The 12,852-nt window shown below is 63.8% G+C and carries 8 protein-coding genes; all 8 read right to left on the minus strand.

Annotated elements, in window-relative coordinates; translation table 11 throughout:
• Positions 1-11: 11 nt before the first annotated feature.
• The 8 genes from CXQ97_RS15080 to CXQ97_RS15115 all read right to left on the minus strand — a co-directional run bounded on the left by CXQ97_RS15080 (position 12) and on the right by CXQ97_RS15115 (position 12,851).
• Positions 12-1,136, minus strand: a complete 1,125-nt coding sequence (locus tag CXQ97_RS15080) for a hypothetical protein (protein ID WP_104181692.1) — start codon at positions 1,134-1,136, stop codon at positions 12-14.
• On the minus strand, positions 1,133-1,495 hold the full coding sequence (locus CXQ97_RS15085; RefSeq protein WP_104181693.1) for a hypothetical protein: 363 nt from the start codon (positions 1,493-1,495) through the stop codon (positions 1,133-1,135). Before CXQ97_RS15085 ends, CXQ97_RS15080 begins: the two co-directional genes overlap by 4 nt.
• On the minus strand, positions 1,492-2,142 hold the full coding sequence (locus tag CXQ97_RS15090; RefSeq protein ID WP_104181694.1) for a hypothetical protein: 651 nt from the start codon (positions 2,140-2,142) through the stop codon (positions 1,492-1,494). Before CXQ97_RS15090 ends, CXQ97_RS15085 begins: the two co-directional genes overlap by 4 nt.
• Complete coding sequence (locus CXQ97_RS15095; protein WP_104181695.1) at positions 2,139-7,310, minus strand: DUF4157 domain-containing protein; 5,172 nt, start codon at positions 7,308-7,310, stop codon at positions 2,139-2,141. The genes CXQ97_RS15090 and CXQ97_RS15095 overlap by 4 nt, the downstream gene beginning before the upstream one ends.
• Positions 7,303-7,485: a hypothetical protein gene (locus CXQ97_RS19585; RefSeq protein ID WP_146069667.1), complete on the minus strand. Its 183-nt coding sequence runs from the start codon at positions 7,483-7,485 to the stop codon at positions 7,303-7,305. The genes CXQ97_RS15095 and CXQ97_RS19585 overlap by 8 nt, the downstream gene beginning before the upstream one ends.
• 95 nt (positions 7,486-7,580) lie before the next feature.
• Positions 7,581-9,434 (minus strand): ATP-binding protein, encoded by a 1,854-nt coding sequence (locus CXQ97_RS15105; RefSeq protein WP_219815437.1) that lies wholly within the window; start codon positions 9,432-9,434, stop codon positions 7,581-7,583.
• A 140-nt stretch (positions 9,435-9,574) separates the two neighbouring features.
• Positions 9,575-11,176: a DUF4255 domain-containing protein gene (locus CXQ97_RS15110; protein WP_104181698.1), complete on the minus strand. Its 1,602-nt coding sequence runs from the start codon at positions 11,174-11,176 to the stop codon at positions 9,575-9,577.
• 1,156 nt (positions 11,177-12,332) lie between these two features.
• A complete protein-coding gene (locus CXQ97_RS15115) occupies positions 12,333-12,851 on the minus strand; it encodes a phage tail protein (protein ID WP_104181699.1) in 519 nt (172 codons plus the stop codon).
• Position 12,852: the final 1 nt, after the last annotated feature.

Genomic DNA, 12,852 nt, shown 5'->3' on the forward strand with positions numbered 1-12,852 from the left:
TCCTAGGATTCTCATGGCACCACCATTGGAACCAGAGGGACCAACCCGTTGCGGGACAACGAGAAGTTCTGGGTGTATTCCCCTGGCTTGAGGTTGTGGGTCACGCTCTTGACGTAATAGAGACCGTCGTACGCCGGACCGGTCCCGCGGACGCCGACCAGTCGCCGCGGCAGGAGTACTCGTCCGTAGCGCAGGACGTTGAGTTGGCCCGATCCGGTCACCGCGTCGGCAGATTCGGCCACGGCCGCCAAGCCCTTGGCCATGGCCGAGATAGGGCTGAGTTTCGCAGCTCCCTCGAGGGGCTTGGTTCTCATAGAGGGTGCTTGGCGGGCAGCCAGCGGCGGCGCGAGGATGCTGATGTCGGGTACCGGCACCGAGACCGTGATCCTGGTCCTGGGCTCCTGGATCGTCACAGTGACCTGAGTTCTTTGCAGTCCGTCGAAGCTGAAGCTCAAGGCCTCGACGTTGGTGGTCCCCTCCATATCGACGTTGAGGGCCGGCTGCGGCACGCCGATGCGAATTTCCGGCCCCCAATAGGCTCGGCTGCTGCCCGGCAGCGGCCCGGGATCTAGGTAGAACACGTAGCCGTTGTCCTTCGCCAGCTTTCTGATCATCTCCAGGTCGCTTCCCTCCTGCCCTCGGGTGTGGTCGATGGGGTTCGGAACGTCGGAGAAGACCTCCGGCACCAGCACCGGAATGATCCCGTACCGTGCATAGTCCTTCAGTAACCAACCGACGACACCCACGGCGGGCATCGGGGGGAATGGCCGTCCCCGGCGGTCCTCGGTCTCCATGAGGACTGTCAGGTCCTCGCCCGTCAGGGTGAGGGTGGATTGCCCGAGCTCGCTGGAAAAACCTGCTTCCTGACGCGTGATCACCCCATCCATGAGTACCGTGGGCAGTCCGCTGACTGTGACTACGATGACGATGCGGATTCCCGGGTCCAAGGCCCCGGCAGGTACCAATTGGGTGGTGACCACTGAGCGTCGGCTCGTCGCCACAGTGATTTGAAATCCGCTGCGTTCGCCGGCTGACGTCGTGACTTGAATAGCTTTGACCGCCTGAATCACCTCTGCGGGCAGAGGCACGGGAAGATCGCGCCCGGCCAAAAGGGTCAAGTGGATACTGTCAATCATGGGGCGCCCCCTTCGGCCGCCGGGATGACAATCACGGCGCCCGGTATCGAGGTGAGTTGGTCGGGGTCCTCGGCGTCATTGGCGTCGGCTATGCGCCAGGCCAGTAAAGGATCACCGTAATATTGGTCAGCAAGGAGGTCGGCGCGATCGCCGTCGGTTACCCGCCGTTCGGCGATGATCCGCGGAATTTCATCCGTGATAAAACGCCGTGCGAGGTACTGAGTCCGAGTTCCGTCCTCTTCGACGATGGACCTGATCTCGACGTTAGCGTAGCGGCTGTGTGGAGGAAACCGCAGGGGCGCTGTCTCGCTGGCCGTGCTGGTGCCCGCCCCGGGGATGTTCTGTGGCGGGGCGGTCATGGGATGCTCCTGATGCCCAAGGCTGAAAGATCACCAGTAACCGCGGCGGCCAATGCCTCACGTGAACGGTGGTGTGCCATGAAGATGGCTGCACCCCGGTGTCCGCGGGGCAGGTCGTTGACACCCATGACCCTGAGACTTAGTGAGACGGTGGCCCGCAGGGGGTTGAGCGAGGGATCGAAGGCGTCCTCAGTGACCGAGAATTCGGTGATCCGCACTGGAAGAATACGTTTCTCCCCCCAGATGAACAGGGTCAGAGGCGATTCCAGGGGTGCGACTTCCAAGGTGCCGAAAGCTGCTAAGTCGATGCTGCGTTGGACGTCGGAGGGGCTGGGATAGAGCGCAGATTCCAGTGCGGCGAGGTCAGCAGCCACGCCCGACCGGATGGCCGTGGGGTTCCCTCGCTCGAGTTGGTCCGTGGCGTCCAGTTCCGCCTCGAGCTTGATGGTCTCGATAGGCGCACCCCGCAGTCGCAAAGCGTCGAGGCGGTCTCCGGCGTCACCGCTGACGGCCTGAACCTGCAATGAACGACTGAGCTGGTCGGGGTTGTACTGCAGAACCACGACGCGTTTGACCTGCGAGGACTTCGGGTCCAAGAACACGAGTCCACCCCGGAGGGTGCGGGGGGAATTCAGGTTGGGACTCATGGTGCCGACCTACCTGTTGAAACCCACCTGACGTCTACGAAAATCGGCATCCCAGCACGTTCCTCGGCAAATTTCTGAACCCCTTTGAGAATGCCCGAGACCGTGCCCGTTTCGTGGGGTTCCCCTGGGGAGATAATCATCACCACAATCCGGGGGGGGGATGCTGTTCCGGAACGCTTAACCTCTTTTGCGAATGCACCACCGCTCATTCGCTTTCCGATCTTCCTCAATCGATCGCCGAATTGTTCAATCTTTCTCCCGTGATTTTCCGCCCATCGCCACGGATCGACTCCCGGCGGGGCGACCTCCGAATAGTTAGAAGGCATTTGTGCTTCCTGAACAACTGTCAGGTTTCGACCCGGGGCCTCAACCAGGACCTCCGGACGAGTGCGCCCCCCGTCCCTGGTCCCCTTTTGTATATGAGGTATAACAGTATCGTTCGTTGAAAACCTCTTTCCAGAACTGTTCGATTTTTCTTCGCGCTTGCCCGAACCCGCGGACACCACGCTTCCCGTAAACACCACTGAGTCCCTAAAATCTTCAATGTCATACAAAAGTTCTTGGGCGATTTCTCGAGTCACAAATGCCTCGAATTCCGCTGCATTACTTGAATATCGACCACCCTTCGCGCCGTACTCAGTGGTAATTATCTGATTCACAGTAATCGTTTCAAACCGTCCGATCACGGTGCTAGTGGTGGACAGAATGTCTCTCGAGACCCTCACCGCCTGATCCAAAATCGGATTTAGTTCCCCGTGGACACTGGGGGTCGCACTTGAGGTTCTCAGTTTCAGCACTCGCCAGCGATAGCGGGTCTTCAACCACTTCAGGTTCGCCCACCACTGCGCCTTGCCCGCACCTCGGGCGGCAAGGCGCTGAACTGCTTCACGGGTCCGACGAAAGGCGACCCGAACCCGATCGGCTCTGCGCTGTTCCCGTCTGCGGCTTGGCACAGTATCCGTCCTTCTCCGGAAACGATGTCGCAATTGCCTAGCGCGCTTTCCCAGTGACACTGCACCCCTTTGTGCTGCCCCCGCGATAGCCGAAGCACCCCGACGGGCTACTCCAGCCACCGCGGAAGCACCCCGGCGCACAGTTGCAGCACCACGCCGGACAACTCGGCCCAGCCGTGCAGCCATCGATCGGAGGACACCGCCCACCCGGGAACCGGCACCACGGAGCCTGACCAGCACGAAATTGGAGACGAAATCGATTACTGCTACGGCGGCGGCACCCACCAGTTGGCCGAAAGGGAGTCCGGCCTGACCGGGACGCACGGACCGGAGGAATTCCATGAACCGCCGGAAGGCCGCCAAGATCTGCTGGGACGCGCCCCAGGCGGCCCGCAGGCCGTCCACAATGACGGAGATCGCGCCGGCGGCCGGGATTAGCATAGCCACGAGCTTCTCGATAAGGATCTGGATAAGGACTCCGGGCAGGGACTCCTTGATGGCCGTCCACGCCATGCCGGTGATGTCGCGGAAGGACACCCCGCCCTGTCGCAGCACGGCCATGATCGCCGCACCAACCCCGACAATCGCCTCGACCTTCTCCCGAAACCAGGTCTTAACGGCCGTGACGAGGGCCGGCCACACGTGGTTGCGGATGCCGTCCATGACACCAGCCGAGAGGTTCCGCAACCAGCCGGCCGGATCCGCTGCGATGTCCCGCACGAGGACCAGGAAATCGCCCAGTGCGGCGGCGACGGCCCGAGCAGCGTTGATCGCCGCGGTGACGGCCCCGGCCACCGCATCCACAGCCGCCAAGTAGACCCGCTCCAGGACGGACAAAGCCGCATTGAGGGCTTCCCCGAGCAGGTCCAAGAGCCGGGTGACCTCTTTGCTGAGGGCATTGGCCAGCTGATTTACCCGATCCGTGGCATCCCTGACGGCCCCTTGGATACCCTTCCTGAACCGCGCCTGGGCCTCCGGGAAGCCTGCGAGGGCAATGTCCCCGGCCGCCGTCAGCGCCCGACCTCCGGATTCGATGGCTCCGACCACAGCATGGCGGCCCACCTCGATGGCCTTGACCGCCAGTTGCTGGGCCTTGCTGATGGCTGTGTTGACCAACTGTCGGGCCCGGTCGAAGGTTGCCTTGATGGCATCTTTGATCCGGTTGAAAAAGCTGCGGACCTTGGACGCGACCCAGCTGAAGAATCCGCCGCCGTTGCTTTCATTCTCCGCTCGACGCCGCTGTTCACGGGCTTCCGCTTCTGCACGACGGCGCTCCTGATTAATGGATGAGTTCCCATCGCGGATTGCGCCGTCGGCTTCCCTCGCCGCGCTCGTTCGTGCCTGGCTGATGGTCTCTGCGGCGGTCCGCTCGGCGGCGTCCGCCGCAGTCCGGCTCCGCGTCGTCAGATCCTGCTGCTCGCCTACCCAGTCCGAGCGCAGCCCCCCAACTTCGGCCCGGACCGCGGCCCGAGTTTCGCGTTGGTCGGCCCCATTGGTGATGATCTCTTCGTTGATGGCCCGGTCGGTGGCCGCCTGTTCCTCCTGCACTGTTGTCTCGTGCTCGGCCCGAGCGGTCGTCAGGTCCTGACGTCCCGATTGCACGGCGGCGGCGAGGCGCGTGCCGGATTGCTCGGCGACAATGGCGTCGATGGCCGTGGCTTGAGATCCGGTCCCCGTGTCGCCTTTCCCCTGACCGGATGTTCCGCCCTGGCCGTTCCCCTCCCTTGCCGGAATCGTGGCGGTGAGAGTGTTGTCCGGTACCACCGGGTAGACGTCGTTTTCCCCCATTGGTGCCCGGGCGTCCTCGACGCCTTCTGCAGCCGTCTCCGTCATGAGTTGCCTCATCTGAGTGGTCTGTTCGCCGATCACTTCGGGCTCCTCGGCCCCGCTCAGGATGAGGCTCGGAACCGGCCCGGCGTCCATGTTCAACGCCGGGTCCGATGTCGGAAGGGCGGAGACCGCACTCTGGACCCGGGCCACGTCCTCATGGGAGAGGGCGGTGTCGCCGCCGACGATGACGGTACCCACGCCGTCGGTCACTGCGGCTGGAACGGCAGGGGGCGCAGCCGGGGTGGGAGGTTCAGCCCCTGGGCCGCCGGTTGTCTCGGGTAGAGGTGGTGTGGGCCGTTCCTGTAAGGATGGTAAAGGGGCCGGCGGGAGTGTGGCATCCCGGTCAGCGGGCACACCAGATGGGCGGCGCAGCGAGGGAGGTCGGGCTTGCAGATCGTCCCCTTTGGCCGAAACCTCGGCGGCCGCGTTGGCCCCGACCGCCGGAAGCGTTGCCGCGAGCATCGTGGCCGGCAGGCCGGCAACGGCGGACATCGCTTGGGCAGGTGCCATCCCCGCCATGTCGGGTGGAGTGGGCCGCTGTGGCTCGGGCACGGCGCTTCCCCCGCCTCCTCCACCGCCCGACGGAGGCCGGGGGTCCGGCAGGCTGACCGCTAGACCCCCGGCCTGCTCTGGGGCAGCGGCTGCCCGTAGCCCCGGGTTTTTTTCGACCTCCTCCAGGCCCAGCGGTGTCTCCCAAGGCCCAGCGCTATCGATGCCCGCGTCAGGTCTTGTCGTTTGTGGATCGGTAGCAATATCCAGCAGCTGGCCCTCCGGGGCATTCTCGCTTCCGGATTCAGACGACGCCACCTCCACAGAATGGTTGGCCACCGGTTCCGGTGTTACGGCCTCGGGGGCCACCGCCTGGATCTCGGGCGGAGCCGCACCGGCCGCTGCTACGGCCGCGACACCATCCGTATCCTCCGCAGTCTGATCCACCGGGTCCTCAATTAGATCGGTGGCCTTATCTTCGAAAATCAATTCCTTGGGTGTCGCGGCAGTCTTGTCCGCCGCCTTGACCTCTTCACTGCCCGGCATATCCGCTGATGGCGCGGCAGTCTGCTGGCCGACTACGCCTTGTTCTACAAGGTCCGAGGGCAACAGGTCTTCGGGGACTACCGAGGCTTCCGCCACGCCGCCGACCGGCACGCCTTGGGTTGGCGCGGAGCCTGCGGCGTCCGTAAATACTCCCGCGCCCCGGGGGATAGCCGGTGAAGCTTCAGGCCCGGTGCCCAGCTGTTTCGAAGCTGTGGTGCCCAATTCTGCTGGGCTGGGGTCCGGTTCGGTTTCTGCGCCGTTGTCCTGACCATCGACGGAGGGTTTGTCCGTGCCCCATGTCGCGATCGGGTCGACGGCACCCCTGTCCTTAGCGTGGGTGTCCACTTCTTCTACGGGGTCGAGGGGTTTGTGCACAGAATCAGCCGCAGGCTCCGCAGTCGTTTCTGCCCCCAGGGCAGTGCGTGTCTTATCCTCCTCGGTCTGCGTGGTCGTTGCGGTCAATCCAATGGTGTCGTTGCCCAGTTCGGTTTCGGCCCCGGTTTCGGGAGTGGGGGCGGGTTCATGGCTCGGTTCCCGCGTCGTGGTGATCTCGGCCAGTTGCGCGGCCATGAGCCCGCCCTGCATCTCCACCTCGTCCACGATGGCTGAGCGCAGTTCCCCGTCGACACGATTGAGCAGCGACCGTACCCGGCCTGAGGCGTCGTTTCCGTCCCGGCGCAGAAGGAGGGTCACCAGGCTGACCAGTCCGGCCTGAGCGCTGAGAACGTCTGGCATTGGGGCGCCGCCGCTTTGACGTGTTCGGGACAGTTGGCTGGCCCGTCGCCCTAGTGTCCCTGACTGCAGGAATCCTTCCGTGCGGTCCTTCGACTGGTCCTGCCAGGCTGACGCCCGGAGCGGAATGCCCGGAAGGGACCTGGCCCGTTCCTCCATGTGCCGGGCGTCGGACTCCTCATCAGTATGACCGGGCGCGGGAATGCTCTCCTGATGAAGGGCGTGGACGACTTCGTGCGCGATCAAGGCTCGGCCCTGTGCACTGTGCGGGACCCACCGGGTGGGGGCGAGAAACACGTCGTGGCCGTGGGTTACGGCGTCGGCGTTGAGGGCGTCCGTCAGTTCCGTAGCGCGGTCGTCGGTGTGCAGCCTGATCGTGGACAGATCTATCGCGAACAACGGCGCCAGGATCTTGTGCGTTTCCGGGTCAAGGACATTTCCGGGTCCCTCGGCCAGTCGCCACCGGGGACCCGGTTGTCGCATGGCGTTCCGGTCACGTCCGGTTATTTTCCCTGGCTGGGACCCATGGCCGGTACCGGACGAGAAGGATCGGCGGTGTCCTTGGCGAAGCCCCATGAGGAAATTCCCCTCGCTGCTGCGGTGATCCTGGTCAGGCATGGTTCACCTCTGCGGCCAAAGCGTTCAGCAGTTCCATGGCGATGGCCTCCACGGCCTGCACCGGCTGTGAACCCAAGTTCCCGGTGACCTCCCAGGGGCGTCGTCCCCGGGCGATAACCATGCCACCGCGTTCCGCGAGAATCCGTCGAAGCGTGGAGACAAGGAGTGATTCCATGGCCTCGGCCCGCGGCAGACTACTAGGATCGACTGATCCATCGAGGTAAATGACGACCCTGTCGAGGTGCACTCGGATGATAGTAACTGTGGCATTCATGCGGGCCACTCCCCGACCTCACTGGGGGTGGTGGTGCGTCCGAGCTTTGCGTACTCGGCTTGTGCACCGTGCAGGATATCCGCCATGGTAACGGCGCGGTGGTCGTCGGCGGCGAGGAAAGCGGCGTTGACGGCCACGTTCCGGATACTGCCGCCGGAGAGCATCAAGCGGGCAGCTACCTGGTGATCGAGACCCGCCACCGGCACCCTCGGCCCGAAGGCTCGTTGCCACAGTGAGGCCCGGGCCGCCTCGTCGGGGAATGGGAAATCGACGACAAAACTCAGCCGCCGGAGGAAGGCTTCGTCGATGTTGCCTCGGAGGTTTGAGGTCAGCACTGCGAGCCCACGGAAACGCTCCATTCGCTGAAGCAGATAACTGACCTCGATATTGGCGTACCGGTCGTGGCTGTCCTTCACTGCACTACGCTTGCCGAGAAGCGAGTCTGCCTCATTGATGACTAGGACAGCACCGGACTGTTCAGCGGCATCAAACACCCGTCCCAGAGCCTTTTCAGTCTCCCCCAGCCAGCGGGACATTACCTGAGAAAGGTCAAGGGACAGAACATCTACGCCGAGCTCACCTGCGATCACGTCGGCGGCCAAGGTTTTTCCCGTTCCGCTGGGTCCGCTGAACAAGGCCGTCACGCCGGCAGATTGCTGGTCCGAACCGGCGATCCGCCATTGCTCATGTACCAAGGCGCGGTGCCGTGCGTGTCGCAGGACGTCACGCAACAGGTCCGCCTCCCGCACCGGCAACACGAGGTCCTCCCACCGGGCACTTGGCTCCCGCCGCTCGGCCAAGCCCCCGAGGTCCGTTCGCGCACTCAGCCGGCAGGCATTCCACAGCGACTCACCCGGCCCTCGTGTGTCGGAGTACGATACGCCGGAGCTCACTCTCCACTCCTCGGCCACTGCGGAGGCGGTGGCGACCAAGGCCTCTGGGCCCGGACGGAAGTGTGCTGCGACCCGGTCAATCGCGGAATCCAGACCGTCGATTTGTGGCTCCCTCAGCACTGAGGCCCACAGGGACCGCGATTCCTCGAACGTTGGGGCGGGCACCTCACGGCGCACTGTCCCGGCAGGCAGCCCCCGAACCGGGCCCGAGGACGACACGATGAGTCGGCATCCGGCAGCCACCAGGACGCCCATGAGGTGGGCGTTCCACCCGCTGAAAGCAGAGGTGGCATCTTCGGGGTCCACGATCACTGGTGCGCCGGTGAGGGCGCTTTCCCGAGCCAGCCGCTGACTGGCGAGGCCGAGGCGGGACGGCTCCGCGGCGAGCATCCCGGACCGAACCCGCCACGCCCACCGCGAACCGGTCATCCAGGCCACGGAACGTTCCACCGGCTGTCGGTCCGCCTCCCGCCCCCACAGGGCGACTGGAGTCGTTGTCGATCGGCTCAGGATCGCCATCACGTCGGCGACCACGGCACTCTGCCGCTCCGTTAGAGCCATTGCGGTCGAGGCGACCGGTTCGGCGTCCTCAACAAGTTCCGGGTCCGGGGCGTCATGACCCAGGAGCATCATGAGGATTCGCTCAGGCAACGAAAGTCGGCTCTCGAGGAAGGGTTCGCTACTGCGGTGCATCTCCACCAGATGCAACCGTCTCAAGGCCCCGTTGGAGGCAACGGCATCCCAGTGTGGACCCTCCAGCACGGAGAGGGCGAGGCCGAACGTCGGGTACCGCCGGTGCGGATCCCCATGAAGGCGGGCGCACAGGCGGGCAGCGAAGGGCTGCAGCTCACATGCCGCGGTTAAAGCGATGATGTCCGTCTCGAAAGGGCTTAGTTCGCATCGCTGTGCCACGAAGGTCAGTCCGTCAGTTGGCACATCGGGCCTGTCATCCGGCACGGAGGCAGCGGACTTGCTAGGGTTTGGCGCCCCGCATTCCCGTGCCGTCGGTTCCACTTCGGCGGCCCGCTGGAGCAGGGCGACAACGGCGTCCATGCGTGCTGAGAGGTGAGTCTTTGTCGAAGGAACGGTCGGGCTGTTCATGTCGTCAGGTCCACAATCGGACCGGTGTATGTGCCATACCGGCTGGAACTCGTATCGGTTTCCGAGGCCAGTGTGGTTTCGGCACCGTCCACGCTGATTCGGGCCAGGTACCTAGCGGCGGGTACCCCTAGAATGGCAAAGGTCACCGTTGCGTCCGTGTCATTGGTTAGTGGGTTCGCGTCGATGGAAAAACGGTGAGAGTTCCGCCCTGACGGGGCTTCAGCCTCATTGAGTAGCAACATGACGCGCTGCCGTTTCCGGACCTTGGGCGTCAAGGTGGCGGTTACGGTGGCCGTCCGCTTCGTTTCTGGCCCCATCACACCGGAGACCACTGGACGGTTCCCTGCGTCAGTGATGGTAGGCCGCACGAGGAATGCTGCGGCGTTCGACGTCGGCCCATCTCGGTCCCCGGAGTCGAAGGTCACCGGTACCATGACCCTGACGGTGGCGACCCCGGCAGGCAGAGTGTCCGGAACCGGCACGGTGGCGGTCAGCAGTTCCGTTCCGGGCGAGACCCTCTCGGAATCACCCGAGGAGAAATGGGCAGTGCCACCGGTCAACCCGGTCCCCGTGAGCGTCAGCGTGCCGCCGGTCTGGACTTGAGCGGGCGCGAGGGAGGTGACGACTGGTGACGTGGCCACCACCTTGCTTTCAAACGACTTCACCGGGGGACCGCTTGCTGCGGGTTGGTCCAGAGCCCGCAGGAGCGCGACGGAGGCGGTGAAAGCCACGGAGGGCCGGTATTTTTCGCCGAACATCTGCCACACCCGGCTGAGCTCCTCGAAATCCATGGGGTGTAGCCCAATCCTGACACCCTCCTCCTGGTCCTCCAATCCGCTCGTGGCCAAGGCGGCCAGGTCGGGTGGTAGCTGCGCGCCTCCAGGTGTGAACGTGGCCTGGATAACCGAGGTGTCCAAGACTCCCAGCCGATGCAGGACCACAGCCCCGAACCCGAGGAGCATCTCGTTGAATAAGTCCTTTTCGCCGTGGGCCGTCAGCAGGTAATGCAGGTCAACGGCCAGCGGAGGATTAGAGGTTCGGGCTCCCCTGCCGTTCCGCGACGGTAGTTCTCGAGCCATCCACCCGGTGTTGTGTGTGATTCGGTAGAGGTAAAGGTTCAAGGTGCTGGACCCGTTCGCCGTCTTGACCTGATCAGGTGGAAGTGCCGTGATGTTGACTGCGCCCATGACGGGGTCCAGTGGAGTGGTCAGCACAGACTGGTCAGTAAGGGCATTTCGCAGTTGATCGCGGAGAACAGCCGTTACTGCGCCGATGCCCAAGGCCGTAGTCACCTTGCGCCCCCTTCCCGTTGACGCAGGTAGTCCGCCAAGGACACGGCCTGCGCTAACGGGATATGGCGTGCTGCGGCCGCTTTGGAAGTGGTGTCCGCTAAAGACCGCACCCGGATCTCCAGTCGGCCGATGGTGACGTCCGCCGGGATCGGCGTCGTAGCATCCGGAATGGCGCGTGTACGTGGATGATCCGCCGCCATGTCGGGACCGGTGGGAGGGCGTAGCACGGGCGTCGGGAAAGCATTCTCGGATCGTTCGGGGATAGCGTCGGACTGTCGAGCGCTGAGTGTTGATTCTGAAGCCCATGCTCTTAAGGGCGGGCGGCTCTGGCCGGGGTCGTAACCCGGGCCCGGGTTGAGGGCGGCACGGCCGGGCCGTGGGGCCGGGTGGGGGGTGTCCGCCGGATGGTGGGGCACCGTTGCTGCCTGCCCTTGCCGGGTGGGTTCTTCCGGGGTTGGGAGATCGACCAACATCATGGAGGCGATTGGCACAACGGGTAGGGAAACAATTGACTCGGGCCGGTATTCCGGTGGAGCGAGGAACGCCGGCTCCGAAACCGGGGGCCCGGGTGCTTCACCTTCCAAGTCGGGAGCCCCGATCCCCCGATCGAAGGCGAGGGTCTCGGCGTCCTCCCCTGCTGCGACGTACCGATCGTCCACCTGCAGGGCTATCGCCCGACGGGCCAAGCGGGTGAAGAGATCCTCGGTCATGACAACTCGAGAAAGGTCTGGCGCCGATGTGAGCCCAACGCAAGAATCTGGTCCTGCGACCATCCATAGCGGCGGGCCAGGACATCAATATCCCGGATGAGTTCACGAGCACGGGCCGACACCTGCGCCCACACGACGGGTAAGACCTCAAGGCGGGTCGACCACCGGTGGCCACACTCCACACAGCCAATATCTACGCTGACGTCCGCTAAGGGGTCGCGATCATCCAGTGCTGAGGCCACCGTGAGGATGGTTTCCTCGTCCGCCTCGCTGGAGAGCTCACTTTTGAAACGGCTTCTACCAAACGCAGCGGAGGACGGTACTGGTCGGACACATCGATCGATCAGAATAGCGCGGGCTTCCTCTAAGTCCCGACCTGCCGAGGCGGCTGCTAGGTCAGTAACGTTGGGATTCCGAGCCTCCACGGCACCCCCCAGCGCATTTACGGTGAACCACTCTAAGTCCGGCCTCTCGCCGCAATATACGGCGAGCATTTTGGTGAGGTTGGGGGCGAACTCCAAGACGGTTCCGCATGCCGGACAATCAGTGATTGTCTCCAATGCGCCGGATCGGCCGGCTCGGTACAGCCGCAGCAGAGCGGCGTCTCTCCACCCCAACGGCTGGTCACACCACGGTGGTTTGGCGGGTCCGTAGGCTGCGTTGAGGAGGACTTCCGTCCGTGGCCCATCGAGTAATCCCGCGCCTTCTTCCCATGCCTGCAACAAAGCTGCGCCCGCTAGGAGTTCCATGGTCTAACCCGGTAGCGAAGGTTCGGCCGGCTCGGCCACGGACATGTCCCGCTCATACCCTTCGAGCTCTATTTTGAGCGTGTCTATGGCTACGGCGTTGGCGTTGGCATCTAGGTCGGGGATGTCCTTCCACTCAGATACCCAGCAGCGGTGCAATGTCCAAGAAATCGCGACCTGTCCGGCCTCGTTGTACAGCTCGAGGATGAGGTCCTTGCGAAAGTCCTTGAGCGAGCTTTCCGCGCCAGGTCCGGCTCCAAAGTTCCAGACCCGGTTGGCCCAGTTTTGAAACTCGAGGTCGTGAGTAATGCCTCGTTCGCAGGTCAGGGCCTCAAACTCGGATCGGCCCGGGCTCTTATGACTGGTGCTGGGATCACCACCGGAGCGGTGTTTGACCACCTCGGTGGTGCGCTTGGCGCCGCTGACCTTACTGATTCCGGCAACATACTTGTTGTCCCACTTCATGCGGAACTTATAATTCTTATAAGGGTCTTCGCGCTGGGCGTTGACGGTAAATTCGGCCATC

Source organism: Arthrobacter sp. B0490 (genome assembly GCF_002929355.1).
Classification (GTDB): Bacteria; Actinomycetota; Actinomycetes; order Actinomycetales; family Micrococcaceae; genus Arthrobacter_D.

What these genes read in the sequence shown, in the direction of transcription:
- CXQ97_RS15080 (WP_104181692.1), bottom strand. Translation starts at nt 1,136, where the DNA reads ATGATTGACAGTATCCACTTGACCCTTTTGGCCGGGCGCGATCTTCCC.
- CXQ97_RS15085 (WP_104181693.1), bottom strand. Translation starts at nt 1,495, where the DNA reads ATGACCGCCCCGCCACAGAACATCCCCGGGGCGGGCACCAGCACGGCC.
- CXQ97_RS15090 (WP_104181694.1), bottom strand. Translation starts at nt 2,142, where the DNA reads ATGAGTCCCAACCTGAATTCCCCCCGCACCCTCCGGGGTGGACTCGTG.
- CXQ97_RS15095 (WP_104181695.1), bottom strand. Translation starts at nt 7,310, where the DNA reads ATGCCTGACCAGGATCACCGCAGCAGCGAGGGGAATTTCCTCATGGGG.
- CXQ97_RS19585 (WP_146069667.1), bottom strand. Translation starts at nt 7,485, where the DNA reads ATGGAATCACTCCTTGTCTCCACGCTTCGACGGATTCTCGCGGAACGC.
- CXQ97_RS15110 (WP_104181698.1), bottom strand. Translation starts at nt 11,176, where the DNA reads ATGGGCTTCAGAATCAACACTCAGCGCTCGACAGTCCGACGCTATCCC.
- CXQ97_RS15115 (WP_104181699.1), bottom strand. Translation starts at nt 12,851, where the DNA reads ATGGCCGAATTTACCGTCAACGCCCAGCGCGAAGACCCTTATAAGAAT.